The organism is Parasaccharibacter sp. TMW 2.1891 (assembly GCF_023337675.1).
Lineage (GTDB): Bacteria > Pseudomonadota > Alphaproteobacteria > Acetobacterales > Acetobacteraceae > Bombella > Bombella apis.
The window spans coordinates 1,031,311-1,057,859 of the sequence record NZ_QORT01000001.1; the positions used below are offsets into that span (position 1 = coordinate 1,031,311).

26 protein-coding genes are annotated in these 26,549 nt (G+C 60.4%); 5 read left to right on the forward strand and 21 right to left on the reverse strand.

Annotation, left to right across the window (positions count from 1 at the left end):
* The first annotated feature begins 5 nt into the window (after positions 1–5).
* Positions 6–905: a 16S rRNA (cytidine(1402)-2'-O)-methyltransferase gene (rsmI, locus tag DTJ15_RS04500; protein WP_193699524.1), complete on the forward strand. Its 900-nt coding sequence runs from the start codon at positions 6–8 to the stop codon at positions 903–905.
* Here the strand turns inward: rsmI and DTJ15_RS04505 are convergent.
* The 3 genes from DTJ15_RS04505 to DTJ15_RS04515 form a co-directional block, all read right to left on the reverse strand.
* A complete protein-coding gene (locus tag DTJ15_RS04505) occupies positions 902–1,531 on the reverse strand; it encodes an outer membrane lipoprotein carrier protein LolA (protein WP_249109518.1) in 630 nt (209 codons plus the stop codon). The two genes, rsmI and DTJ15_RS04505, sit on opposite strands and share 4 nt — an antisense overlap.
* Before the next feature lie 17 nt (positions 1,532–1,548).
* The gene (locus DTJ15_RS04510; RefSeq protein ID WP_103765569.1) at positions 1,549–2,934 is read right to left on the reverse strand and encodes a glutamate--cysteine ligase; all 1,386 of its coding nucleotides are present in this window, start codon (positions 2,932–2,934) and stop codon (positions 1,549–1,551) included.
* 142 nt (positions 2,935–3,076) lie between these two features.
* Entirely contained in the window at positions 3,077–3,793 is a 717-nt protein-coding gene (locus DTJ15_RS04515; protein WP_154981411.1) for a 16S rRNA (uracil(1498)-N(3))-methyltransferase, read from the reverse strand.
* Positions 3,794–3,881: 88 nt separating this feature from the next.
* Between DTJ15_RS04515 and ubiA the strand changes: the two genes are divergently transcribed.
* Positions 3,882–4,811, forward strand: a complete 930-nt coding sequence (gene ubiA, locus DTJ15_RS04520; RefSeq protein WP_043560008.1) for a 4-hydroxybenzoate octaprenyltransferase — start codon at positions 3,882–3,884, stop codon at positions 4,809–4,811.
* A gap of 110 nt (positions 4,812–4,921) precedes the next feature.
* On the opposite strand, the gene DTJ15_RS04525 is transcribed toward ubiA, so the two are convergent.
* From DTJ15_RS04525 to DTJ15_RS04545, 5 genes are all read right to left on the reverse strand, one after another.
* Positions 4,922–6,310: an MFS transporter gene (locus DTJ15_RS04525; protein WP_043561164.1), complete on the reverse strand. Its 1,389-nt coding sequence runs from the start codon at positions 6,308–6,310 to the stop codon at positions 4,922–4,924.
* 1 nt (position 6,311) lies between these two features.
* Positions 6,312–7,745, reverse strand: a complete 1,434-nt coding sequence (locus DTJ15_RS04530; RefSeq protein WP_043560006.1) for a sugar porter family MFS transporter — start codon at positions 7,743–7,745, stop codon at positions 6,312–6,314.
* A gap of 87 nt (positions 7,746–7,832) precedes the next feature.
* Complete coding sequence (der, locus tag DTJ15_RS04535) at positions 7,833–9,200, reverse strand: ribosome biogenesis GTPase Der (protein ID WP_249109519.1); 1,368 nt, start codon at positions 9,198–9,200, stop codon at positions 7,833–7,835.
* Positions 9,193–10,602, reverse strand: a complete 1,410-nt coding sequence (locus DTJ15_RS04540; RefSeq protein ID WP_227449706.1) for a PQQ-binding-like beta-propeller repeat protein — start codon at positions 10,600–10,602, stop codon at positions 9,193–9,195. Before DTJ15_RS04540 ends, der begins: the two co-directional genes overlap by 8 nt.
* Positions 10,599–11,291 carry a tetratricopeptide repeat protein gene (locus tag DTJ15_RS04545; protein ID WP_249109520.1) on the reverse strand — a complete coding sequence of 231 codons (693 nt, stop codon included), beginning with the start codon at positions 11,289–11,291 and terminating at the stop codon, positions 10,599–10,601. The genes DTJ15_RS04540 and DTJ15_RS04545 overlap by 4 nt, the downstream gene beginning before the upstream one ends.
* Before the next feature lie 120 nt (positions 11,292–11,411).
* Here DTJ15_RS04545 and DTJ15_RS04550 point away from each other — a divergent pair, with 120 nt between their 5' ends.
* Entirely contained in the window at positions 11,412–12,335 is a 924-nt protein-coding gene (locus tag DTJ15_RS04550; RefSeq protein WP_227449707.1) for a glycosyltransferase family 2 protein, read from the forward strand.
* Positions 12,336–12,380: 45 nt separating this feature from the next.
* On the opposite strand, the gene DTJ15_RS04555 is transcribed toward DTJ15_RS04550, so the two are convergent.
* The 7 genes from DTJ15_RS04555 to DTJ15_RS04585 are packed head-to-tail and all read right to left on the reverse strand — an operon-like array spanning position 12,381 to position 18,210.
* Positions 12,381–13,703, reverse strand: a complete 1,323-nt coding sequence (locus DTJ15_RS04555; RefSeq protein ID WP_081563482.1) for a dihydroorotase — start codon at positions 13,701–13,703, stop codon at positions 12,381–12,383.
* Positions 13,704–13,754: 51 nt separating this feature from the next.
* On the reverse strand, positions 13,755–14,660 hold the full coding sequence (locus DTJ15_RS04560; protein ID WP_248460718.1) for a glycosyltransferase family 9 protein: 906 nt from the start codon (positions 14,658–14,660) through the stop codon (positions 13,755–13,757).
* Complete coding sequence (gene dnaQ, locus DTJ15_RS04565) at positions 14,657–15,352, reverse strand: DNA polymerase III subunit epsilon (RefSeq protein WP_043559997.1); 696 nt, start codon at positions 15,350–15,352, stop codon at positions 14,657–14,659. Before dnaQ ends, DTJ15_RS04560 begins: the two co-directional genes overlap by 4 nt.
* Before the next feature lies 1 nt (position 15,353).
* Positions 15,354–15,968 carry a dephospho-CoA kinase gene (gene coaE, locus DTJ15_RS04570; protein ID WP_249109521.1) on the reverse strand — a complete coding sequence of 205 codons (615 nt, stop codon included), beginning with the start codon at positions 15,966–15,968 and terminating at the stop codon, positions 15,354–15,356.
* 24 nt (positions 15,969–15,992) lie between these two features.
* Positions 15,993–16,901 carry a shikimate dehydrogenase gene (locus tag DTJ15_RS04575; RefSeq protein ID WP_249109522.1) on the reverse strand — a complete coding sequence of 303 codons (909 nt, stop codon included), beginning with the start codon at positions 16,899–16,901 and terminating at the stop codon, positions 15,993–15,995.
* Positions 16,838–17,626, reverse strand: coding sequence for an N-formylglutamate amidohydrolase (locus tag DTJ15_RS04580; protein ID WP_249109523.1), 789 nt, complete (start codon positions 17,624–17,626; stop codon positions 16,838–16,840). The genes DTJ15_RS04575 and DTJ15_RS04580 overlap by 64 nt, the downstream gene beginning before the upstream one ends.
* A gap of 11 nt (positions 17,627–17,637) precedes the next feature.
* Positions 17,638–18,210, reverse strand: a complete 573-nt coding sequence (locus tag DTJ15_RS04585; RefSeq protein WP_181005608.1) for a TlpA disulfide reductase family protein — start codon at positions 18,208–18,210, stop codon at positions 17,638–17,640.
* 10 nt (positions 18,211–18,220) lie between these two features.
* Here DTJ15_RS04585 and argH point away from each other — a divergent pair, with 10 nt between their 5' ends.
* Positions 18,221–19,663, forward strand: coding sequence for an argininosuccinate lyase (gene argH / locus DTJ15_RS04590; RefSeq protein WP_081563486.1), 1,443 nt, complete (start codon positions 18,221–18,223; stop codon positions 19,661–19,663).
* Positions 19,664–20,062: 399 nt separating this feature from the next.
* On the forward strand, positions 20,063–20,506 hold the full coding sequence (locus DTJ15_RS04595) for a hypothetical protein (RefSeq protein ID WP_249109524.1): 444 nt from the start codon (positions 20,063–20,065) through the stop codon (positions 20,504–20,506).
* Positions 20,507–20,523: 17 nt separating this feature from the next.
* Here the strand turns inward: DTJ15_RS04595 and DTJ15_RS04600 are convergent, their stop codons facing one another.
* From DTJ15_RS04600 to DTJ15_RS04625, 6 genes are read right to left on the reverse strand one after another with little or no spacing between them, the layout of a single operon-like run.
* Positions 20,524–21,312: an MBL fold metallo-hydrolase gene (locus DTJ15_RS04600; protein ID WP_249109526.1), complete on the reverse strand. Its 789-nt coding sequence runs from the start codon at positions 21,310–21,312 to the stop codon at positions 20,524–20,526.
* Complete coding sequence (locus DTJ15_RS04605; RefSeq protein WP_103765573.1) at positions 21,309–22,094, reverse strand: TatD family hydrolase; 786 nt, start codon at positions 22,092–22,094, stop codon at positions 21,309–21,311. The genes DTJ15_RS04600 and DTJ15_RS04605 overlap by 4 nt, the downstream gene beginning before the upstream one ends.
* Positions 22,091–23,632, reverse strand: coding sequence for a methionine--tRNA ligase (gene metG, locus DTJ15_RS04610; protein WP_043559982.1), 1,542 nt, complete (start codon positions 23,630–23,632; stop codon positions 22,091–22,093). Before metG ends, DTJ15_RS04605 begins: the two co-directional genes overlap by 4 nt.
* Positions 23,633–23,683: 51 nt before the next feature.
* Positions 23,684–24,619: a DNA polymerase III subunit delta' gene (locus DTJ15_RS04615; RefSeq protein ID WP_249109527.1), complete on the reverse strand. Its 936-nt coding sequence runs from the start codon at positions 24,617–24,619 to the stop codon at positions 23,684–23,686.
* On the reverse strand, positions 24,616–25,272 hold the full coding sequence (gene tmk, locus DTJ15_RS04620; RefSeq protein ID WP_249109528.1) for a dTMP kinase: 657 nt from the start codon (positions 25,270–25,272) through the stop codon (positions 24,616–24,618). The genes DTJ15_RS04615 and tmk overlap by 4 nt, the downstream gene beginning before the upstream one ends.
* Positions 25,259–26,545 carry a D-alanyl-D-alanine carboxypeptidase family protein gene (locus DTJ15_RS04625; protein ID WP_408902170.1) on the reverse strand — a complete coding sequence of 429 codons (1,287 nt, stop codon included), beginning with the start codon at positions 26,543–26,545 and terminating at the stop codon, positions 25,259–25,261. Before DTJ15_RS04625 ends, tmk begins: the two co-directional genes overlap by 14 nt.
* Positions 26,546–26,549: the final 4 nt, after the last annotated feature.

A 26,549-nucleotide genomic window follows, 5' to 3' on the forward strand; every position in this document is an offset into this window, starting at 1 on the left:
TAACGATGTCTGAGAAACCATATACTCCCCCCGATCACGGAACATTTCCTTCTTCTACCGGGCAGCTCGTGCTGGTGGCAACGCCTGTCGGCAACCTCGCCGACATAAGCCAGCGTGCCCTTGATGCTTTAAGGACCGCTGATGCCATCCTGTGTGAAGATACCCGCGTTACCACAAAACTGCTGCGGCATTATGGCATAAGCAACCAGCTCTTCCCTCTCCACGACCATAATGAACAGGACCGCATCCCCGCCCTCATTGAGCGCCTCCAGCAGGGAGAATGTCTGGCCCTGGTCTCTGATGCCGGTACACCCATTGTTTCGGACCCTGGATACCGCCTCGTCCGGGCCGCACAGGCAGAAAATATCGCCATCACGTCCCTGCCCGGTGCCAATGCTGCCGTCACGGCTCTGACACTCTCCGGCCTGCCCCCCATTCCCTTCATGTTTCTGGGCTTTCCTCCCCGGGGAGAGGCCCGCCGACACAGCTTTACCGCCCTGCGTGCTGCCGAACAGGCTGGTCTGGCTGCCACGCTCATCTGGTATGAATCACCGCACCGACTTCTGGAAACACTGAAAACACAGCAGCAGGTATTCGGCTCAGACCGCCCTGCGGCCGTAGGGCGTGAACTGACAAAACATTTTGAAGAAATGATCCGGGGCAGTCTTGCCGAACTCATTGCCCATTTTGAAGAAACAGCCCCACGGGGAGAGATCACCCTGCTTCTTGGTCCACCAGCCGCAGACGATACGGGAGCACAGGAGCTCGACCAGGCCTTGCAGGATGCCCTGAAAACCCACTCCGTCAAGGATGCCGCAGCGCTGATAGCAGGGATCGTCAACCTGCCCAAGCGCACCGTCTATAACCGGGCACTTGAGCTGGCCAGACAGAAAAAGGGCGGTTAGTCCTCATCCTTTGGCAGGACAAAACTTGAAGACGGAACGCTGATGCCGGTCTGCACGCTGGAAAAATGCACGACCGTCCTGTGCCCTTGGGCATCCAGCACTGTCCAGCCTTTCAGACTGAGCGGACGGGTGGAGAAAAAGAGCGTCATCTCGCCTTCACCCGGATTTTCCGTCCGTGTCACCCGCAACCGGATCTCGCTATTCTGCTGTTCGTACCCCAGAATGGATACATCCCCCGAGAAACGGGGATCCGGCCGCAGAAGAAGACCCAATGGCGTATGATCCAGAGGGATTGTCGTGATCTGACCGATGCTGCGATCCTGAAATACGACCTTGCCTTCATTGGCCACAAGCAGAAGCGGGCTGGGAGGATCGTAAGAAAACCGCATCTTTCCCGGCCGCTCCAGCAGAACTGTCCCGGTGGATGTCCCGTCATGCTCGGTCACCTGCTCAAACCGGGCCTGAAATGTCTTCGTCGCCGCAAGGCTGGACTCAATTCTGTGAACCCATCCCTGCTGGGCCTGGGTCAGGGGAACGCCTGCCGCCAGTGCCGGATTCCCCAGCAGACCCATCCCCCCCACAGCAAAAGCCACGCCGCAGGCCATGACAAGACGCCGCACCACCATCACCACGCTTCCTTTCCTCACAAGGAAATATCCGCTTCCCGGAAAATGTGCCGGACATCACCCTGCCAGACATCATGGTACCGCTCCAGCCACCGCTCCGCCTGTGTTTTGGCACCATCAGCAATCTCATAGAGCGGAGCAAGATAATACTCCTCCCCATGGCCCCGTTTCTGAAGTCCCTGCTCGGCCAGTGTCAGAATACGCTTTGCCAGATGACGCAGCCCGCCCGGGAAAGGAGCATCCATGGCCTGTTCGACAACAAGCTCCGCCAGAGACTGATAATGCAGCCAAGACTGCTCCTTCACCACCCGTTCGGCTTCAGCCAGCACGTCTTCGTCATATAGCAGCCCCACCCAGAACGCAGACTGGGCCACCATCATGTCTGGCCGTCCAGCATCGGCACCACGCATCTCAAGAAACTGCTTGAGCCGGACATCAGGGAACAGTGTCGTCAGATGGTCTTCAAAATCCCCGACCGTTGGGCGCAGGCCTGCCAACGGCTCCTGCTCGACACCATCGAGCCATTTACGGAACGAACAGCCTGCGGCATCAATATTCCGCCCTTCACGATTGACGAAATACATAGGGACATCCAGCGCCCAGTCCACGTAGCGCTCAAACCCGAAGCCTTCCTCAAAAAAGAACGTCGGCTGACCACTGCGCTGATTGTCCGTATCCAGCCAGATATAGGCCCGGTTGGACAGACGCCCCGTCGGCCTGCCATCAGCAAACGGCGAATTGGCCATCAGGGCCGTGATGAGAGGCTGGAGAGCGAGCGACACCCGCATTTTGCGGGCCATGTCTGCCTCGCTGGAAAAATCCAGATTCACCTGCACAGTGCAGGTCCGTGTCATCATGTCCAGCCCACGACGCCCGACCTCTGGCATGTAGCGGCGCATGATGGCATACCGGCTCTTGGGCATCCACGGCATGGCCTCCCGGGGCCAGAGAGGCTGAAAACCAAGAGGCGCAAAACCAAGGCCCAGCTCCTGCGCAGGCCCGGTGATCTGCCTGAAATGGGCAATCATCTCCTGTTCGGTTTCCTGCACCGTCCTGACAGGCGCACCGGAGAGCTCAAACTGTCCCGCAGGTTCCAGAGAGATGGACCGCCCCTTGTGCGGGCCCGCACCTTTCAGGCCTATCAAATGGCCATCATCACGGATGGCCTGCCAGTCCGGCCCTTCCAGAGCGCCAAGCAGGGCACCGATGCCATCCGGCTCATACGCTGGTGGCGCAAACGGCTTCAGCTCTCCTCTGGCCCGTTCTGGCAGACGGAACCCGAACTTTTCATGTTCTGTTCCAATACGCCATTCAGCCTTCGGCTTGCAGCCACGAGCCAGAACCTCGACAAGCTGCGCCCTGCTCTCGATCAGTGTCGTATTGCTTTCACCTGGATTGGACATGCACAAACCCTTATCGGCTAAAATTCACCACGCTATGCCGCAGGACGCTCAGACTGTCCGTAAGCCAGATACCCCCTATACTAGGGGGCATATTTACCTTCATTCAAGAGAACCGACACATATTCGAGCAGCCTCGGGCCGTTCATGCCTGCCGGTTGGCTGCTCCGATCTGGGCCAAGGCAGCACAGGCTGCCGTATCTGCCCGCAATATCCGGGGGCCGAGCGAAAAAGACTGTATGGCCTCATGCCGGGAAAGCCGTTGGACCTCTTCCTCCGCAAAGCCTCCTTCTGGCCCGATGAGCAATGCATCACAACCAGCGGGAGGCCCTCCCTGCCCATGGCGCTCCAGCGCCACGGCAAGCCTGCGCCGAACCGGCCAGCGGGCCAGAACAGCCGCCAGAGGCTCCAGCGGCATGAGGGTCGGGACATCCAGCCGCTCACACTGTTCGGCAGCTTCCTGTGCGATCAGCCCCAACCGCTCAAGATTCAGGCGATGTGTGTTTGTCCGGGCTGTCAGGACGGGGCGAAAGCGTGTCACACCCAGCTCTGTCCCCATGCGGATGAGCAGCTCCGTCGCATCCCTCTTGAGTGGCGCAAAAAGAAGCTCCACCCCTTCTGTATCCTGCTGGGGCCGCAGACAGGACGTAAGGCGCACCGTGCCCTGATTTTTTTTCAGCCCCTCGACAGTCGCCTGCCACTCGCCATCCCGGCCATTGAACAGCACCACACCATCGCCCGGCTGAAGACGCATGACCTTGCCCAGATAATGGGCCTGACCGGCAGACAGGGACACCGTCTCCCCTTCCTGCCAGGGAGACTCTGCATCAACAATAAAAAGGCGTGGATCAGTACGGCTCATGTTTCGGGCATACCGCTTTCCCCACTCACTTTCCAGCATCTGCGATAAAATATTGACCTCATCCTGTTTCTGGCCAATCACTCATCCCATGTCCCAGACCCATCTTCATACCGATATCCGCAGCAATGGCCTGATCGGCCGCCTGCCAGACCCTTGGCGATCCTATGCACTGCTTGCCCGGCTGGACCGTCCCGTTGGCACATGGCTGCTGCTGCTGCCCGGCGTGTTCGGCATCTTTCTTGCCCCACAAGGGCCCCCTCTGGAACGCCGGCTCTTCTATACGGCGCTCTTCGCCATCGGATCGCTGCTCATGCGTTCGGCGGGCTGTGTCATCAACGACATCTGGGATCGCAAAATTGATGCCCAGGTTTCACGCACGGCAGGCAGGCCCCTGGCCAGCGGCGCACTCAACCTGACACAGGGGCTGGCTCTGCTGGCAGTGTTGCTACTCGGAGGGCTGGCCGTATTGCTCGCCCTGCCGCCCATCTGCTGGATGCTGGCACCTCTGGCGCTGATCCTTGTCGCCTTCTACCCAGCCGCAAAAAGGCTGACATGGTGGCCCCAGCTTGTCATGGGATTCACCTTCGGCTTCGGCGCCCCCATGGGCTATGCGGCCAGCCAGAACACTCTGGACCTGCCGGGCCTGCTGCTCTACGGCGGCGTCATCATCTGGCAGCTGGGATTCGATACCATCTATGGTTTTCAGGATATGGAGGATGATGCCCGTATCGGGGTCAAATCCACCTCCCGCCTGATGCTGAACCATGCCCGCCTCTTCGTAGGCAGCTGTTACGCACTGGCCCTCTGCCTGTTTGCACTCTCGGCTCTACAGGCCGGGTTGCACCCACTCTTCTGGCTGCCTTTCCTGCTGGCCTGCCTCCTGCTGGGCCGTCAGACTGTCCAGCTTTCGCCCTATGATGCTCCTCTCTGTCTGCACTTCTTCCGGCAGAACGTCGCAATAGGCTTCGTCCTGGCAGCCGCCTTCATCCTGGGGGCCAGCCCGACATTCTGGCACTAAACCTGATCTGCTCCATGAGCGTGAGAGGGCCGACATGAAAAATCCCCGGGGCAGAACCAGCACCCCGGGGATTTTTCATACAACAGACTGACCTGTATCGAGCGACCTGCTCAGGTCGTACGCCTTCTGAAAAGCGTCCGCCCTGCACTCAATGCTGCTCCACAGAAAGCCACGGCAGCGGCGGCTCCGAGACAGATGAACGCAGGATGAGGAAACAGGGTGAACAGCCCGGCGACCAGCAATGCCCCTGTCGTCTGCCCTGAAAGACGGGCCACGGAAAGCATCCCGCTTGCACCGCCCTCCCGGCCGGGAGGGGCTGTCACCATGATGGCCCGGTTGTTCGGTGGCTGGAAAAAGCCAAACCCCATGCCAGCCAGAAGCGTCCGCCAGGCAATGGCCGTGTTATCGGCATCCAGCGGCAGGGTACAGAGAAGCACAAAGCCAAGACATGTCACCAGCAGCCCAATGGAAGACAGCAGAGCTGCCGGAAAACGGTCTGCAATCTTTCCGACAATAAAAGACATCACCGCCACGCCCACAGCCCACGGTGCAATCAACAGACCGACTGTGGCCGGATTTTTATGAAAAGCCACTGCCAGCGTGAAAGGCATGGCCACAATATACAGGTTCGAAGCCACAAACCCACAGAAACTGACCAGACAGGCCAGCAGAAAGGGCACACGCTTCAGCAGGTCCAGCGGCACAATAGGCTCCTGCCGCTTTTTCTGCCAGCGCAGGAGAAGCCACCAGCTGACAAGGCTCCAGCCCGTCAACCCGGCACCCCAGCCCAGATCACCATGCATGAGGCTGTCCAGCCCGATCCCCAGCAGCGCGAAAGAGGCCACTGTGAGCAAGGAACCAGGGATATCGACCTTCACGTCGCTCCGCGGCGTTTTGGGCAGAGCCTTGCTGGCTAGAAGGATGGCAATGCCACCCAGCGGCAGATTCACCCAGAAAATCCAGGGCCAGGAGGCAATGGAGAGGATGAAGGAGCCGATGGTCGGCCCCAGCGCCACACCCAAGCCGATGAACAGCCCGTTGAGCGCAATCCCCTTGCCTATGAGCTTGTGCGGATAAATGAAGCGCACAAGCGCAATATTCACACTCATGATGCAGGAGCTGCCAACACCCTGAAGAGCCCGGGCAAGCGTCAGCTCCAGCATGTTCTGCGACATGGCACAGGCCACAGACGCAATGAGAAACAGGACAATTCCCAGCTGGCTCATCCGCCCGAAACCAACCCTGGCCCCAATGGCGGCCAATGGCAGGAGACAGGCCAGATTGGCCAGCTGGTAGGCATTGATGACCCAGATCGCCTGCGAAGCAGAAGAGTGGAGATCCGTTGCGATGGTGGGCAGGGCCACATTCGCAACGGAATAATCCAGGATCGAAAGCATCAATGCCAGAATGACAGATGACATCGCCTTGAAGCGTTGCATCCCGTAAAGGCCTGCGTGCCTCTCCGGGTCGTATTCTCCCTCAAGGCTAGGATCTGCCATCTTACTGCCCATTACCCTCTGGTTCTCCCAATTTACGCAGGGGCACCCCTGCAAAAAGATTCGCTTCGATCCGCTCCAGCGAAGCACCCTTCGTCTCCGGGACAAAACCCAGAGTAATCAGCACGAACAGGCCATTGAACGCTGCAAACAGGATGAAGGTCCAAGACGCACCCATCGCCAGCATCATCAGCGGGAAAATGCTGGAAACAACCCAGTTGGCCACCCAGTTTGTCACCGTGGAACAGCCGATACCAAAGTCACGGCCACGTGTCGGCTGAACCTCGGAGCACAGGGCCCAGACAAGCGGTCCCTCACCAATGGCAAAACCGGCCACAAAGACAAGGATCAGAGCGCAGAGCAGGATGGAAGCGGCCAGGCTGCCACCACCAAAAGCCAGCACTGCACCGACACCAACCAGCGAAGCACCGACGATGACACAGCTCGTCAACAGCAGCGGACGACGGCCCCACCTGTCGGCGTATCGGATGGCCACACCTGTGAAAACCATGTTGGTCAGCCCGACCAGTGTCGTGGCCCACACGGCAGCATTGGTCCCGAAATGGGCAGCTTCGAACACGCGCGGTGCGTAGTAAAGCAGGGCGTTGATTCCGCTCAGCTGCTGCATGATCTGGAGGGTGATACCCAGAAACACGGAACGACGGAAGTTCGGATTGCTGCGAAACAGCCCATATCCGGCATCACTGCTCTTGGAGAGGCGGTCGTTGATATCGGCCAGCTCTGCTTCCGCCACTTCCTCGTCAGAACGCAGCATACGCAGCACCTTGCGGGCACGCTCCGTATCACCACGCATCATCAGCCAGCGAGGGCTGTGCGGCAGAATCAGCACTACACCGAGGAACAGGGCCGCCGGAACGCCCATGATCCCGAGCATCCAGCGCCAGTGCCCACCTTCGGACAGGATGCTATCGGACACGAATGCCAGAAAAATCCCGAGCGTGACCATCAGCTGATAGAAAGAAATCATGGCACCACGGGCCGATTCGACCGTGATCTCAGAAATGTAAAGCGGCGCTGCAAATGCTGCCACGCCAACAGCCAGACCAAGCAGGACACGCCCTGTGATGAGCAGGGCCACCCCGGGAGCAAACGCACAGAAAAGCGTACCAACCAGAAAAAGGATCCCAGCGCCCAGCATGGCACCCGGGCGACCAAAAGAAACGGAAATGCGACCAGCAAATGTAGCACCAACAGCAGCACCAGCCATCATGGACGACACGATCCACCCCTGCATGGCAGCACCAGCATGGAAATCAGTCGCAATGAACGGCAAAGCACCAGCGACAACGCCTGTATCCAACCCAAACATCAACCCGGAAAGGGCCGCAAGAATGCCAAGAAACGTAGCACGCCCTGTCGTCTTTTGAGACGAAGAGGCACCGCCCCCACTCCTGGCTGCCGGCGTTACTCCTACCATGATAACTCCTCATTCATAAAGGTCACACACCCCTCCGGCATCGGGGCGTGCGGCGATTATGGACGTTATTGCTCCAAATTCAATAAATTATCGCTCATCCTGCTTCACGAATGGATTACGGCTCCCCCGCAGCAGAAGCCGGATCGGCGTGCCGGGAAGATGGAAGGTCTCCCGCAACCCATTTATGAGGTATCTTTTGTAACTGTCCGGCAGCTGCTCCGCCCTTGTGCCAAACAGCACAAAGGTTGGCGGGCGGCTTTTGGCCTGTGTCATGTAGCGTAACTTCAGTCGGCGCCCATCCACCAGCGGCGGCTGATGACGTTCCACCGCCTCCTCAAACCAGCGGTTAAGATCGCTCGTGCCCACACGGGCGTTCCAGACCTCGCTGGCCCTTCGGACGGCCGGCAGAAGGCGGTGCAGCCCCTCGCCTGTCAGAGCCGAGAATGTCACAACCTCGATCCCACGCATCTGCGCCAGTGAAATTTCGATACGATCAGAAATCGCCTTGCGTGTTGCCTGACGCTCCTTGACGGCATCCCACTTGTTGAGAGCAAGAACACAGGCTCTCCCCTCCCGCTCAATCAGACGGGCAATCTGGAGGTCCTGCTCATCAACACCACGATCTGCATCCAGAACCAGTACAACCACTTCAGCCATTTTCATGGCCTCAATAGAGGCGGAAACAGAGACACGCTCCAGCCCTTCCTGAACACGGGCACGCTTCCGCATTCCAGCCGTGTCAACGATTTCGATCGGCCCGGCCTCGTCCTCGAGCATGACACTGACAGCATCACGTGTCAGGCCAGCTTCCGGCCCCGTGATCATCCTCTCCTCGCCCAGAAGGCTGTTCAGAAGCGTTGATTTTCCAGCATTCGGACGGCCAATGATGGCAAGGCGCAGCGGTTTTTCTCCATCCTGCTCGGCGAGTGTCTCCTCATCCGGCAGAAGGCTGACGATCTCGCTCATCAGGTCGGCCAGTCCCTCACCATGTTCAGCAGACATGGCAAGCGGGGTTCCCAGCCCAAGAGAGAAGGCCTCCATGGCTGCTTCTGCACCGGCCCGGCCTTCGGCCTTGTTGGCAACGAGGAGGACAGGCCGGTTCTGCCGCCGCAACCAGTTGGCAAAATGTGCATCAGCAGGTGTGATGCCAGACCGTGCATCCACGCAGAAAACAACCAGATCAGCCTGTGCGATCCCCTGCTCGGACGAAGCCCGCATACGGCCAAACAACGTCTCGGGAGCTGCTTCCTCCAACCCTGCCGTATCCACGAGCCGCACACGGCGACCACGCAGCATGGCCACGCCGTCCTTGCGATCCCGCGTCACACCGGGCTCGTCCGACACGATCGCCTGACGCCTCCCGACAAGCCGGTTGAAGATGGTGGACTTCCCCACATTGGGGCGCCCTGCGATAACGACGACAGGCAGCCTGCCTGTCCCAACGGGATCAACCATAAGCGCGCAGAACACCATCTTCGCTCAGAACGAGCAGCTGTCCATCACAGACAATCGGCTGTACCTGGCAGGATGACGGTGTTTCTATCTTTCCTTCTTCCTGGCCCGTCCTGGCATTCACGATCACCATGCCACCACGGTTCATGCTGGAAAGACAGACAAGCCTGTTGTTCAGCATGATCGGTCCCATCCACTGGATGGGACCCTTCTCATGCTCCGGTTTTTTGAAACGGGGCAACTGTTTGACCCACCGTACCTGTCCCGTCACACGGTCCAAGCAGGCCAGCTGCTGGTCCAGGGAGATGAGATACAGCCATTCGCCACAAACACAGAGCGGCGACTGACCACTGACCTCCCGCTCCCACAGACGACGCCCCGAGCGCATGTCGATGGCCACAAGCACACGAGACAAAGATATGGCATAGGCTGTCCCGCCAACAACAACAGGCCCCCCACGCACGCAGGCGAAATCCAACATGGCGCCCAGCCCGTTGCCTCCGCCAAGGCTGTCACTCCAGACAACCTCGCCAGAAGCTGCACGCAGGGCCACCAGATCACCACTGCCGAAACCAGCCACCACAATGTCATTGACAATGGCCGGAGCCCCAGCCCCGAAGAGGGTCGTGCTGACATCGGTCGCCTGATAGGTCCAGCGCTGCTGGCCCGTTGCCGCATCCAGAGCGTACAGGCGGGCATCAATGGTCGTGAAAACCATCAGACCACCGACAACAGTCGGGGCGGAGCGCCCCGGCGTCCCGATATCCACGGCCCATTTCTGTCGACCCGTGGCAGCATCCAGCGCCAGGGCCTGCGCCACACCATCAACGACATAAAGCGTATTCCCCACCAGGGCGAGGCCACCGCCAATATTGGTAGAACGGGTCTTGCGGGCTGGCTGGAGGTGCCAGAGCTGCCTGCGCTCCGGCCAGCTCCAGGCCCGGATGACGCCCTGGGCATCCACCGTGAACATGCGACCATCGCCAATCACGGGCGGGGACTGCAAGGCCCCTTTGCGATTGGGGACAAACGCCACCATGGAAAGCCAGCCAACCCGATTGACACCGGAGCCAACCGACTCACTCCATAGCTGTCGCGTACCATTCCAGACTGCATTGACCGCTTCATGCGACGCTGTCCGCCCTTCCTGCATCCATGCAGTGACGGGCTGTACGGCAGGCAGGGTGATGGGGGCTGTATCATGCGTGTCCACGGCCAGACCTGCCCCGGTTGACAGAACGTCAATCCGTCTGCCCGGCAGAACCGTTTTCTTCGGATCGTCCGAGAAGGCACCACAACCCGCCAGCCCCGTCATGGCAGCAAATGAACAGGCGCCCTTGAGAAGAGAACGACGGGAAGCCTTTACGCCCCCCATCCCCGGCAGTGAAGAAAAATGGCGGTTCATCCAGCCTCTCCCAAAGTCTGCAACAATAGTCCGGCCCGACGCCGTAAATCATCCGTGCTGTCCGCTGATGTCTGAACCTCCAGCAGCAGGCGGCGTGCCTCTGCCCGTTCCTCCGGTTTGGCATCGTCCCTCAGGTCCAGCACGGCCAACCCTTCCTTCGCCAGAGGGGCCCAGCTTCCCCCTGTCTGAACGAGCGCCTGATAACCACGCCTCAGCTCATCCCTGGGAGCGATACCCATCCGGGCATTCAGGAGGCGATACTGCGCCATCAACGCCAGAGACCTTTCGGAAGCTCGATCATCCACCACCTGCTGCCACAGCTTCAACGCTGTGGAACGGTCATGATCCTGCTCTTTCAGCTCGGCCAGATACATGGCGGCATAGCTGCGTACACCCTGCGGGGCGGACTGGGCCAGATCCGAGAAAATGCCTTCGGCCTTCTGTCGTGCATCACTTTCAGCAGACGGCAGAGCATTCAGATCACCAAGAAGCTTCATGGCCTCGAAATAGCGGTCCGACGCCACGGCCTGAGCCGTATGAAGCCGGTGCTGCTGCCATCCCCATACACCACCGGCAACACCAGCCAGCACCAGAAGAACCACCAGCACGCCGCCCACACGGAGGGCCATGGATCTGAGCCGCAGGAGACGCTGCTCTTCTTCCACTTCCTTAATCAAATCGTCTGACACGCCATATCCTTGCTGGACCAATCATGATAATTCTGACACTCCTATAGCATGACGGACCAGCGGCAAACATCCTCCCCGACAAAAATTACCGCTCCAGCCCGCCCCCCCATCGTCAAGGTCATGATGATGCAGAAGGATGAGGGGCCCCGCCTTGCCCGCTGGCTGACCCATTATGCCTGCCTCTTCGGCATGGAAAATCTTCTCATCTTTGATAACGGATCGGAAGAGGTCACCACTCTGGCCCTGCTGGATGAAGCCGAACGATGCGGCGCCCATGTCCGGCGGGATCTGGATACGGCGTTTGATTTCCAGAACAAGGGCGGGCATTTCACGAACGTCATACGCTCCCTGAATCAGGATGCAGAGTATGATTTCGCCCTGCCGGTAGATTGCGATGAACTGCTCTGCGTTTTTACGGAGACCGGGCTTTCTCTAGGAAAGGCAGACATTCTGGCCGAGTTTGCACGCCTGAAGCCTTGGGGCTGCCCCTTCCGCATCGAGCTGAGCCTGTTCAACCTGCCTGGGGACGGACATGAAGGCTGGTACGCCCCCAACCGTCATTTTCACAAAGGCTTCGTGCCCGCCTACCACGACGCCATCATCGACAATGGGCACCATGCCCCTGCTCTGGCCAACACCACGGATGTGAAAATGACACGTTTTGTCTATCTCCACAGCCACAACCGGCCCTATCAGGAAATGATCGACCTCTCCCGGGCGAAACTGATGCCCGAAATGGAGAGCCCTGACGATGTATTTGACCGGCAGAAGATTCTTGCTCACCTCTCCAGACCACACTGCCCGGGCAGTCATCTCTGCCACATGCTTCTCCGCTCCCATGACGAGTATGAGACTCTCTACCGGGATGAGGTTCACATCTATTTTCGTGAGGGCCTGCCCCTGATCCGTTCCCGGTCTGGCAGGCTTCATGTCTGGAACAGCCACGCCTATCTGGCCCGTCACCCTGATGTGGCAGGCTATGAATCAGGACCACTGGCCCATTATCTGATGTATGGCTTTCCCGAAGGACGCAGCCTCCACTAACCGGAAAGGGGCCCTCCCGCCGGAAGGGCCCCTCTTTTTCTCCCCTCAGGGCTGGAAGCTGATGGGACGCCCCACATTGCTGGTGACGATCTCATCATCCTGCATCACGACCTGCCCCCGGACGATGGTCCCCACGGGCCAGCCCGTGACGGTCTTTCCGTCATAAGGTGTCCAGCCTGCGGGAGAGGCGATCCAGTCATTGGTGATGGTCCGCTGCTTCTTCATGTCCACAAGGGTGATGTCACCATCGAACCCGACGGCCAGACGGCCCTTGTTCGGCAGCCCATAGACCCGGGCCGGACCAGCGGCCATAACGTCCACGAGCCGGGTCAGGCTCAGACGCCCTGCATTGACGTGATCCAGCATCAGCGGAACGATCGTCTGCACGCCCGTCAGGCCGGATGGACATTCCAGCCACGGCAGTTCCTTGGCCTCTTTGGGGTGCGGCGCATGGTCGGAAGACACCACATCCACCCGTCCATCCCGCAGGGCGGCCCAGCCTGCCTCAAAATGACGCCGCTCATTCCGCAGCGGAGGGTTCATCACGGCCTTGCCACCCAGACGCTCATAACAGCCCGGCCCTTCGTTGGTCAGATGATTGACCAGAACCTCCACCGTGGCATGACGGCGGTTTTCGCCCAGAAGAATGAACTCTTCTTCCGTTGAGACATGCAGGATATGGATGGGCCGCCCCGTCTTGCGGGACAGGGCCAGGATACGCTGCGTACCCCGAATGGCACATTCCGCATCCCGCCACTCGGCATGACAGTGGTAGGGCTGCCCCGGCTCGAAGAGCTTCCGCCGCTCCCGCAGGCGGTATTCATCCTCCGAGTGGAAGGACACACGGCGATGGCCGGAGCGCAGGACCGCCTCGATCCCCTCATCATCCTCGATCATGAGATCGCCGGTCGAAGACCCCGCAAAAACCTTGACGCCACAGACACCCTCTTCCTGCTCGAACTCGGCCAGAAGGGGCGTGTTCTCCCGGGTCGCACCAATATACATGGCGACGTCAATATTCGCCGTCTCCACGATATGCTGACGCTTCCAGTCCAGCATCTTCCTGTCCGTGATGGTCGGATTGGTGTTCGGCATGTCAAACACAGCCGTGATGCCACCCAGAGCCGCCGCCCGGGTGCCTGTCTCCAGCGTTTCAGCCTCCGGCTTGCCGGGATCACGCAGATGCACGTGAGAGTCGATCAGCCCGGGCAGGACATGCAGGCCCGTGGCATCAATGACACGGTCAGCCTCATCACTGGCGGAAACGGACAGGGAAGCGATCCGCTGATCACGGATGCCGATGTCGGCCTGTGCCTCACCCCATGGAAATACGCACCGTCCATTACGGATTATGAGATCAAAATGCATGATGTCTCCCTGAAAAATCTGTCATCGTTTCATCACAGTGATGACCGGTTCTTACCCCTCTCCGGACCATTCATAAAGGGAAAGGGCGGCCTGACAGACATCTTCAGCCTTCAGGCCCTCCATGTTTCCGGCACCGGGCGGGCCGGGAGCCTCAACCACAGCCGTCCAGCGGCCAGAAGGCGCATATTCTGCGGCACGGCTGGGACCGAACAGGCCCAGCGTTGGCACATCCAGAGCTGCTGACAGGTGCATCAGCCCTGAATCACTCCCGACAAACAGGCAGCAGCGGACCAGCAGGGCTGCAACCTGCGCCAGTGAATATCTCCCGCCAAGGTCCAGAGCCTCCGGCATGGCAGCCCGGGCCGGAGCGGCCAGCCTCGCCTCCCGCTCTCCCGGACCGTAGAACAGGACAGGACGCATCCCCTCTGCCCCCAGCCGGTCTGCAAGAGCCGCAAAAGATGAGGCAGGCCAGAGTTTCGTCTCCGTTCCTGCTGTCGGAGCCAGAGCCAGCCAGCGGATGTCACCGGGCAGGAGGCGGGCGGCCATGTCCTGCTCCTCCGGTCCCAGCCAGACATGCGGACGGAAGGGCTGCCTGAAGCCCAGCGACCGGGCCTGCTGCTCCAGCTTCAGCCCTGTCCGCCTGCCCCCCCTGACGACATGACGGGAACGGCTCCATACTCCATAGGCCAGAGGCGATGAACGGAGATCCACCACCACTTCCCAGCGATGGCGCACAACCTGCCACCACAGGGCCAGCCAGTGCCTGTTATGAGGCTTCTTCTCCACCACGATGATCCGCTCGCAACGGGGCATGTACCGGAACAGGTCCTGCACGGCCGGACCGCAGGCGATGGTGAATCGGGCCTGAGGATGACGCTCCATCATCCCGGCCAGCGCCCCCATGGCAATCACGGCATCACCAAGACGATGCGCCGTGATGAAGAGGATGCGTTTCACTCCTGCAACCAGATCGGGTCTGACAGGGTTGCGAGAAATTCGGCATGACGGGCCAGAGTGGCCTCATCCGGTGATGGCATGGGGCGGGCCTTGCGACCCGTCACGGCCCTGCGCTTTCCCGCCCCACCCGGGCCGGCAGCCTGCTGCCGGTCACTGCCCAGACCAAGGCCACGCTGCCGCCCCCCGATCAGCTCCACATACACGTCGGCCAGCAGGCGGCAGTCCAGCAGGGCATTGTGGGTGCCACGTTCGGAAAGGTCGATCCCGAAACGGCGGCAGAGGGCGTCCAGATTGGCAGGCATCCCGGGGAATTTCTTCCGGGCCATGATGACGGTATCAATGGCCCGACTGTCATAATCCAGCACGGGACGTCCGGCCCGCTTCAGCTCCGCATTGATGAACTTGAAGTCGAACGGTGCATTATGGGCGATCATCTTCCCGTCACCGATGAACTCCAGGAACTCATCAGCAATGTCAGCGAAAAGAGGTTTCCCTTCCAGGTCCGCCAGTGTGAAACCATGCACCTTCGTGGCCTCGGGGGGAATGTCCCGTTCGGGATTCACCAGCACATGGAAATAATTCCCCGTCCGCAGGTCATTCACCAGCTCCAGGGCGGCAATTTCGATCACCCTGTCCCCGGTATCCGGGTCCAGCCCTGTCGTCTCGGTATCAAAAAGAATGGAACGGGTCATGTCATCGTCTTTCACGCATCTGCCACAGGGAGGCCAGAATGGCACGGACCTGACGGGCCGCACAGGCACGGGAGAGGCCCGTCCTTATCACGATATCGGCCCGGCGTCGCCGCTCCCTGTCCGGCATCTGCCGGGCCAGCAGGGCTTTCGCATCCGCCTCGCTCATCTGCCCACCCCTCCTGTAACGCTGCCGGATGCGGGACAGACGGACAGACAGCGGGGCCGACACCACCATGACGAGCGTACAGTCCCGATCCGCCCCCGTTTCCCACAGAAGGGGAATGTCCAGAACACAGAACGGCACCTGACGGGACCGGCAACGCCTAAGAAAAGCCTGTCTCTCCTGCCGGACCATCGGATGGATGATGGCTTCCAGCCGGGGCAGGACGGTTGGATCGGCCACTATGAGACGGCGCAGGGCTGCCCTGTCCAGCACGCCATCATGCACGATGCCGGGAAACGCCTTCTGCAAGGCAGGAACCGCCCGCCCATGAGGGGCCTGAAGATGACGGACGCAGGCATCAGCATCAAAAACAGGCACACCCGCCCTGCGGAAGAGAGATGCCACCGTACTCTTCCCGGCGGCCATGCCACCCGTCAGCCCCAGAACCTTCACGAACAGGCCCCGACCATCACCATGTCAGGAAAGGCCATGCCGGGCGAGGTCCTGCGCCAGAATGTCAAAACTGGCTTCATCGGCTTCTGGCAGCACACCGAACCATTCCTGAAACCCGGCCCGTGCCTGACAGATCAGCATGCCCAGCCCGTCCACGGTGCAGAAGCCACGCTCCTGCGCTGCCTTCAGCAGAGGTGTCTGCCGAGGCGTATAGACGATGTCCGTCACACTCAGCCCCTCCTGCCCCTTCTGCAGCAGGCTGGACCATGCCGTGTCATCACGTCCTCCCATGCCCAGCGATGTCGCATTGACGAGCAGATTCATCTCTCCCAGCCTGCTGGGCCAGTCTGTCCAGTCCAGCACGGTTCCAGCCCCCAGGGCCTGCACCAGAGCCTCGGCCCGGGAAGCTGTACGGTTGGAAATGAAGACCTCACAGCCACGATCCTGCAACGCTGCCGCCACGGCCCGGGCGGCTCCCCCCGCCCCGAGGATGAGAGCACGCCCTTCCAGCCTCACGCCATGAGCCAGAAGATTGTCGCAGAAGCCGGTGCCATCAGTGCAGTCGCCAATAACCCGCCCCTCCACAAAACGCAGCGTATTGGCTGCCCCGGCCCGGCGGGCCGTTTCTGTCAGTTCGTCACAGAGGCGGAAAGCCTCCTCCTTGTGTGGAATCGTGACATTCACCCCACGGAACCCCGCTGCCGCCAGCCCCTTCAGGGCCGTTTCCAGCTGCCCCGGCTTGACCGGCAGCGGCACATAGGCCCCGTTGACCTGATGCACCCGGCACCAGTGATTATGCAGCATGGGAGACCGGGAATGATCGACCGGCCAGCCTATCACGCCGGCCAGTCTGGTCCTGCCATCAATCGTCACGCCATCTCCTTCCGTCTTTCCCAGAAGTGGGGCAGCAGACGGGCCAGACGCTCCGCCCATAGCTTCTGCCCCACTTCATCACTGATGAGGTCCTGCCTTATCTCAATCTCAAGGGCTGGCAGATTCCGCCGTCCGGCGTGATAGGGCACGCTGTATTCATTCTGGCTGTTCAGCACATAGGGCTGGTTGTCCCCCACATGGAGGCCGCCTTCCTCCTCCAGCAATGTCCGCATCAGGCGGGCTGAGTGAGGGTCATGATCGTGCAGCAGCCCGATGTCCCACGGGCGTCTCCGCCCATCCTGCATGGCAGGAGTGAAACTGTGCAGGGACACGAACAACGTCGTTTCCGGCTTCCGTCGGGCCAGATGGCGTTCTATCTCATCGTGATAGGCATGAAGAATGGCCTCTTCCCGCTGCCGTCTCTCCACAGCTGACAGGCCCTGATTCCCCGGCACGGGCGCACCGTCACTGACGGGAGGAATGGAGGTCGGATGCCCGGCGGCCCGGTTGCAGTCGATCACGAGGCGGGAATAGACCTGCTCCACAAGCAGGCAGCCGAGAGCCTGCTGGAGGTGCCTCCCCACTTCCCGGATGCCAATATCATAGGCGATGTGCCTGTCCCATTCATCCACGGGCAGGCCAAGATCACCCAGCCTTTCTGGCACGGCACGGCCCGCATGGTCGCTGATCATGACGAAAGGACTGTCCGTCACCGCTGCATGGACATGATAAGGGCGGGCCTCACTCTCCCCCAGAAGAGGCATGGCCTCAGTCTGCCTGTTCATCACGCCCAGCCTCACTCAACCTGATGAAGAAGGGAGCGGACCGTGCTGGCCGCAGCGGCGTCCTTCCACTCCACGCCGCCATCAGAAATGGCCCGCACCTGCCCCTGGGCATCAATCAGCAGCGTCATGGGCAGCCCGGGCTCCCGAAGACTCTTCAGGAACGGATCCACAGCCTGACGCTCCGCCGTCCAGACGGGCAGGCCCTCGGCATGAAGACGGGGCAGGGCTGCCTGAACACGCTCCGGTGAACCACTGTCCAGAGCAACGGGGATCACGGGCAGATCGGGATTTCTGTCCAGAAAAGCGGCCAGCTGGGGCAGCTCTTCCCGACAGGGTGTGCACCATGTGGCCCAGAGATGCAGCATGTACGGCTTCCCCGCCTTCATGGGCAGGCTTGCCTTCGTGCCGCCCAGCCCCGCAATGGCCAGCGTGACCGGGGCTGACAGGGCCGGTTCCGGCTCCAGCTCCTGCAAACTCTGCAACGCTTCAGCCCGCACACAATTGTGCCACAGGCCCGCAGCCGCTACACTCAGCCAGCCCGCCAGAACGGCGCATGTACGAATCTTTTTCCAGTTTCTGATCATATCGGTCCTCATGACGCACAATAATACCAGCAACGCCTCCCCTGCAAACAGACCCGCCAGCACGGACGCCGCCAATCCCCAGTGGGGTGGCCGTTTCGCCAGCGGTCCGGCAGCCATCATGGAGGAGATCAACGCCTCCATCGGGTTCGACAGAATTCTCTGGCGGCAGGATATCCGTGGCTCCCTCGCCCATGCTGCCATGCTCCGCAAGGTTGGCCTGCTGACAGAACAGGAAGAAGCCGAAATCCAGCAGGGTCTGGCCGATATTGCCACGGAAATCGAAGAAGGCCGCTTCGCTTTCTCCCCGGCACTGGAAGATATTCACATGAATATCGAGTCCCGCCTGTCCGAGCGGATCGGGGAAGCCGGAAAGCGGCTGCACACCGCCCGTTCCCGCAATGACCAGATTGCCACGGACTTCCGCCTCTGGGTCCGGGATTCCATCGACGGCATCGTGGAACAGACGGAAGCCCTGATGCGCACCCTCGCCCGCCGTGCACTGGAATATCATGACACCCCCATGCCGGGTTTCACCCATCTTCAGGTCGCCCAGCCCGTCACCTTCGGTCATCATCTGCTGGCTTATGTGGAAATGCTGGCCCGTGATGCCTCCCGCCTGCGTGATGCCCGCCGCCGGATGAATGAATGCCCGCTGGGGTCTGCCGCCCTGGCAGGCACGTCCTTCCCCATCGACCGGGACATGACGGCGCAGGCCCTCGGTTTCGACCGCCCGACGTCAAACTCGCTGGACGCCGTGTCCGACCGCGACTTTGCGCTGGAATATCTGTCTGTCCTCTCCATGGAGGCCATGCATCTCTCCCGCCTTTCGGAAGAGATCGTGCAGTGGGCCTCTGCGGCCTTCAATTTCGTCCATCTGTCCGACGCCTTCACCACCGGCTCCTCCATCATGCCACAGAAGCGCAACCCGGATGCTGCCGAGCTGGTCCGTGCCAAGGTGGGCCGCATCACCGGCGATCTGATCGGGCTGCTGACGGTCATGAAAGGTCTGCCACTGGCCTATGCGAAGGACACGCAGGAAGACAAGGAACCCGTCTTTGACGCCACGACGGCCATCACCCTGTCCTTGGCCGCCATGGAAGGGATGATCCGGGACCTCAAACCAAACAAGGAACGGATGCGGGAGCTGGCAGGTGCGGGCTTCTCCACCGCCACGGACCTTGCCGACTGGCTGGTGCGGGAGCTGCGTCTGCCCTTCCGCACGGCCCATCATGTCACAGGGCGTCTTGTCAGTCTGGCCGAGCAGAAAGGCTGCGATCTGGCCGACCTTTCACTCGAAGACATGCAGGCCGTGGAATCAGGCATCAACAGGTCCATCTATGACGTCCTGACCGTGGACTCCTCCCTCGCCTCCCGCACCAGCCACGGCGGCACGGCACCAGCCAATGTGCAGGCACAGGCCAAGGGGTGGCTGGAACGGCTTGGACAGGCCTGAACGGAGAGATGATCATGCATCGGCTTCATTCCTCTTTCATGACGCGGGCCGTTCTGGCCCTCATGGGTGGCATTTTCCTGCTGGGACTGAGCGCCTGCGGCCGACCGGGGGCTCCCAAGCCTCCCGGCCCGTCTGAGAAAGTGACGTATCCGCAGATATATCCGCCAGAATGAAATGACGTGATTCTTCAGAAATCATGCGAGAGATTATCAAGAAAGGTGAAAGTGGGAGTTCCTGCTTTCACCTTTTCTCATGATTACAGGGCATTGACCGCAAAAACTGGCTATTTACCAATAAGCATGACTGATAACAGATAAAAGATTTTCCTTTCTTCACGCTTTATCAAGATGACCTTCCTAGAGTGACCCGACAATCTGCCTTGTTCAGGATGGAGTGGTCATGATGGTAACGCTGACAGAAATCCTTCTGAAGGATCCAGCCCGTTATGAGTACATGCGGGCTGGCAACACGACTCCCTTCTGGGTCTCTCCTGCCATGAAAACAGAACTTCGCCTGCTCGGCCCGACAGGCAACGTCATACCCTGCCAACACCACCACAGGGGATGGTTCAACTTCCTTCTCCCCGCTGAAACACCTCATGTCTTCCTGGACATGACGGCCACTACCCTGCTGGATCAGACCATCAGAGACGTGATCCTGTTCATGGGGGCTCAGGAATGGTCTCTACCCGTTCCTTCTGCTCTCACCCGTTCTCCCAGACAGAGCAACCAGGCCAGAACTGCCTGGGTCGGCCTCCCACCCATGCCCCGCTGGGTACGGGGGCTCTTCTGCGTGCATCTTGAACCTGTGGTTCTTGAACGGGACAGATTAAACGCTGCCTGACAGGCAGTCTCCCCCAGTCAGAGGGTCAGGACCAGGCCATCCCGGGCTGGGCGGACGTCTTCGGGCAGGCTTTCGCAGAGCTGGCGGTAATCCATGTCCGGCCCCATGTGGGTCAGGACCGTATGCCGGGGCCGGAACTGCTGCCGCCATTCCATGACACGCCCCAACCAGCCATGAGATGGATGTGCCTCCCGCTGGAAGCACCCGACGACCCAGCAGGACAGGTCATGCAGAACGGCCTGTGATTCTGTGGGGAAACTCTCAACATCCGTACAATAGGCAAACGACCCGAGACGCAGGCCGAGACTTGTCGTCCAGCCATGCTTCTGCGGGAAGATGCAGCCTTCCAGCGGGCCGACCTTCAGCGGGCCATGGGTGGGAATTTCCTGCACGTCAAAAGCAGGACGATAGAAGGTGCCTCCCTCCCACGGCCGGAAAGCGTAGTCGAAACGCTGCCGCAGCTCGGCCAGAACCTCTGCCGTGGCCAGAAGCTGGATCGGCCGACCGATCACACGATTGACAGCCCTCAATTCATCCAGCCCACCGATATGGTCACTGTGAGCGTGCGTATAGAACACGGCATCAATATGGGTCAGCCCGTTTGCCAGCATCTGCTGCCGCAGGTCTGGCCCACTGTCGACCAGAAGACGGAACCCCTCATGCTCGATCACGATGGATGAACGCAGACGGCGATTCCGCCTGTCTGTCGGATCGCACGTACCCCAGAGGCCCGTTCCGGCCCCTTCCTCACCCCCGATCATGGGGACGCCAGCGGAGCCACCACAACCGAGAATCGTGATCTTCATACGGCTACCCGTGTGAAGAGACGCCGTGTGTTGGCTTGCGTAATCTCCACCAGCCGCTCACCCGTCAGACCACGTTCTTCGGCCAGACGAGCCGCCGTATGCACGACATAGCCCGGCGTGTTCGGCTTGCCCCGCTTGGGAACGGGGGCCAGAAAAGGACTGTCTGTTTCCACGAGGATACGGTCCTCCGGCGCATGACGGGCCACGTCCCGGATTTCTTCACACTTCTTGAAGGTCAGAAGCCCGGAAAAGCTCAGGTACCCCCCCAGCTCCAGAGCGGCTCCGGCCAGCTTCGGACCGGAGGCAAAGCAATGGATCAGAAAAGGGAAAGCCCCCTTCTCATGCTCATCCCGCAGAATGGCGATGGTGTCATCATCCGCCTGTCTCGTATGGATGACCAGCGGCAGACCCGTCACACGGGCTGCCTCGATATGACGGCGGAAGGATGCATGCTGGACTGGTTTCACCTCCTCCGTGCCATGAAAATAATCAAGGCCAGACTCTCCGATGGCCGCTACCTGCGGAGTCTCAAGCTCTGCCAGCATGTCATCAAGACTGGGAAGAACCTCCTCATGGGCATGATCGGGATGTGTGCCCAACGCACACCAGATACGCAGGTCCGGACTGTCATGCTCCGTCAGGGCCTTCTGCCTGGCCCGTTCTGACCAGCGTGTCCCGATCGTGACCATTCCCGCCAGACCAGCCTGCCGGGCAAAATCCAGACTGGCAGGGAGGTCTTCCAGACGGTCCAGATGGCAGTGCGTGTCAATCAGCCCCTTCATGCGTCCTTCTCTTCCTCCACGAAACGGGGGAACAGACCTTGTGGCTTGGGCAGGGTACGCCCACCGGGCAGTGGTGTTTCCAGCGCAGCGATATGACGCTCGCCCTTCTCCACACCCAGCTGGTCCAGCATCTTCTCCATCGTATCTGGCATATAGGGCTGGAGGAGCGTCGCCACGGTGCGGATCACATCCACCAGAACCCGCAGCACATCCGCCATGCGGGCCGGATTTTCCTTCTTCAGCACCCAGGGGGCCTGCCGGTCGATATAGGCATTGGCCTCCCGGATGAGCTTCCAGATATCTTCCAGCGCATCACTGATGGCCAGACGCTCGATATGCGTGCGTGTGAGAGACGGCAGCAGGGTGGCCTGGGCCAGAATCTTCTCATCATCCTCTGTCAGGGCACCACGTTCCGGCAGGACACCCTGAAGATTGCGGGCCACCTGACTGAGCGTCCGCTGGGCAAGATTGCCAAGGTCGTTGGCCAGTTCGACATTCATCCGTGTGATGAGGGAACGGCGGCTGAAATTGGAATCCCCACCAAAGGGCACTTCCCGCATCAGGAAGAAGCGCAGCTGGTCCAGCCCGAACTCATCGGCCAGAGCCTTGGGGTCCAGCACGTTGCCGAGAGACTTGCTCATCTTCTCACCCTCGACCGTCCACCAGCCATGAGCGAAAACCCGTTTCGGCAGCGGCAGACCAGCAGCCATAAGGAAGGCCGGCCAGTAGATGCAGTGGAAGCGGATGATCTCCTTGCCCACCACATGCACGTCGGCGGGCCAGTGAACATGCCGGGGATCCTTCATGTCCGGGTAACCAACGGCTGTCAGATAATTCGCCAGCGCATCGAACCAGACATACATGACATGGTCCGGGTCACCCGGCACCTCCACGCCCCAGCGGAAGCTGGTCCGGCTGATGGAGAGGTCCCGCAGCCCCTGCTTCACGAAGCTGACCACCTCCCGTTTCGGACCATGCGGGCCGATGAAATCGGGATTTTCTTCATACAGCTTCAGCAGCCTGTCCTGAAAATCGGAAAGGCGGAAAAAGTAGGATGGTTCCCGCACCCACTCCAGCGGCGCACCGGAAGGTGCCGTCCGGCTGCCATCGGGATGCCGGGTGATCTCATCCTCACCGACAAACATCTCATCCCGGGTGGAGTACCAGCCTTCATAGGCATCGAGATAGATATGACCATTTTCGGCAACCTTCTCCCAAAGGGTCTGGGCTGCCTTCTTGTGTCGGGCTTCTGTCGTGCGGATGAACTCATCCGTCTGGACCGCCATGTCCTTCTGCATCTGGCGGAAGCTCTGGGAGATGCGGTCCGCAAAATCCTGCGGAGGAACATTCTGCGCCTTTGCGCTCTGCTCCACCTTCTGTCCATGCTCGTCCGTCCCGCTGACGAACAGAACATCGTTGCCATCCAGCCGATGGAAACGGGCGATCACATCACAGGCGATGGAGGTATAAGCGTGGCCGATATGCGGCGCACCATTCACATAGAAAATGGGAGTCGTGATGGTGAAATGCCGCTTCATGATCTATCCGTCCTGTCGTCCAAATTTTACCAAAACCCACAACCGGGCCTGCTACCCTTGGCGGGCCAGAGCAAGGACTTCCCGGATGGCCTCGGCCCTGTCAAGGCTGAAGCGCTCACTCTGCATCCGCATCTGCCCCAACCGCCCGGCCCGATCCGCCATGAGAGCTGCCCGGGGCAGATCTCCCGCAAAAGCGGCATCCCGTGCCTGACCGGCCAGTGCCTCGCCTAGCAGATCGCACACTAACGCAAAACCCTCTGCTTCACGAGCGATCTGGCTGACGATCACCCAATTTTCATGATCCAGCTCTTCACCGGCCAATGCCCGCTCCACCAGCCCGGCACAGATGCCGTCCCGGTCCTGTGCCAGAAACAGGGCACGACCGGGAGACCCATGGGCACAATGCAGGACATCATCCGGCACGTCAGGCAGAACGGCCTTCATGTCAGCCTCATCCAGCCCGGCCAGGGCCAGCACACGGCAACGGCTCCGCAATGTCGGCAGCAATGTGCCCGGTGAAGAAGTCGTCAGGAAGAGAGCGGTCTTCGGCGGAGGTTCCTCAAGAATCTTCAGCAGCGCATTGGCGGCAAAACGGTTCAGACTTTCCAGCCCGTCCACGACCACGACCCGCCAGCCACCCTCCGTGGCCGTGTGATGCAGAAAATTCTGGATGGGCTGGACATCGGCAACCGTGATCTCCCCCTTCAGCTGTCCCTTGCGGGGGTCCATCTTCCGGGCAATCGTCAACAGATCTCCATGCGTCCCCGCAGAGATGCGCCGTCCAGCAGGACTTTCCAGATCGCTGCCCCCCAGCAGCCTGCGGGCCAGATGGAACGCCAATGTCACCTTGCCTACACCGGACGGGCCAGAAATCAGCCACGCATGATGCAGCCTGCCAGACGCAAAAGACTCTTCAAACTGCTGTATGGCTGCCTGATGCCCATACACATGGGCTGCCAGACGTGGTTCAGGCGGCGGCCCCCTCACGCAGCGCCCTCTCCAGCCATATGCTGCCGCACGAGAGCGTATAGGTGCGCCTGCACCTCTTCCAGCGACTGGCTGGCATCAACCCGCCGGATGCGGGCAGGATCCTTCTCGGCAATATCCTGAAAACCAGCCCGCACACGCTGATGAAACTGCATCTGCTGTCCCTCGTACCTGTCCAGCTTTCCACCCCGCCGGGAAATACGCTGACGGGCCACTTCGCAGGGCAGGTCCAGCCATAACGTTACATCAGGCTCTCCTCCCACGACCTGCCGCAGGGAGCGGATATACTCCAGAACCTCTGCCCGGCCCTCTCCGATTCCATACCCTTGATAGGCCCATGTGGAATCATGGAATCGATCACAGAGGACGATTTTCCCTTCTGCCAGAGCCGGTCGGATTGCCCTGGCGAGGTGATCCGACCGGGCCGCCATATGAAGCATGATCTCCGCCTGCCAGCAGAAACTCTCCTCCCCAAAAAGGAGCAGGTTCCGCAACGCTTCGGCTGCTGGCGTCCCACCGGGCTCTCTCGTCTGGAAAACCGGGAAACCTGCGCCTTCCAGCTGCTTGGAAAGGCGGGCCAGCTGCGTGCTTTTGCCCGCACCTTCCCCCCCTTCCAATGTAATGAACACTCCCCCGGTCTTACTGCGGAGCATGGCCGAACCGTGACAGGATCCGCCCTGCAAAGCCAAGCTCACCGACCGGAGACACCGTATAAAGTGGTGAATAGACCCTGGGCTGACCTGGCAGGCCAACGGAAACATGGCCAGACTTCTGCCCTGCTGCCACCGGTGCCGGAATGGGGGACGGATAATCCACGCTGATCTGCACTTTCGAGGACCAGCCGACAGGGATGGTCAGGCTGACATCCTCCGCAACAGCCAGACCAACCGTGCGATGCTCCCCATTCCACACGGCAGCGGCCGGCTCCACAACCTGCCCCTTGTGCAGCAGCTGAACCGTCTCAAAACTGGAGAATGCCCAGCTCATCAGCCGCTCACCCTCATGAGCACGCTCATTGGTAGAGACAGTCCCATTGATGACGACAATGACACGGTTGCCGTTCCGTTCTGAACTGGCACACAGGCCAAACCCCCCTGCATCGGTATGGCCAGTCTTCAGACCATCAGCCAGCCCCTTGTCGACCAGCACATTGCGGTTCCCCTGACGGATATGGTTGAAGGTGAATTCCTTCTCCCCGAAGAACCCGTAATAACGGGGGAAATCACGAATGAGATGCTGCGCCAGCATGGCCACATCCTGAGCGCACATGTAATGGCTGGCATCCGGCAGACCGGTCACGTTCATGAAATGAGAGTTGCGTAAGCCAATGCGCTGGGCTGCCTCGTTCATCAAGGCCACGAAACGCTCTTCAGACCCCGCAATCCCCTCCGCCAGCACGACACAGGCATCATTGCCGGACTGGATGAGCATGCCACGGATCAGATTCTCCACGCTGACAGAACTGCCAAGCGGGACAAACATGCGGGAACCTTCCATCTTCCAGGCCCTGGAGCTGACAGGGAATTCCTGCTCCAGCCGGATACGCCCGGAGGCCAGAAAAGCAAAAACGACATAGGCCGTCATCATCTTGGTAAGGGATGATGGCGGCATCCGCTCTTCCGCATTGCGACTCAGCAACACCGTCCCCGTCGTGCTGTCGAGAATATAGGCCCAACGGGCAGAGGTCGGCATGGGGCCCATTGGAGTCACGGCATCCCCCACGACCGAATCGGTGGCCGGACCTGCTTCCTTCACCTGCCCTGCCGGACGCCCCCGCCCCTGCCTGTGCAGCCCGGCGGCCTGCCCGGCCCGTGATGATGCCAGCAGGGAACATGCCGTAAAACCGGCAACTCCCCCCATGAGAGAACGTCTTGTCTGCACGTCAATCCCCGCACTGCATGCCCGCCATACCGGCGGGGCCTTCATGAAA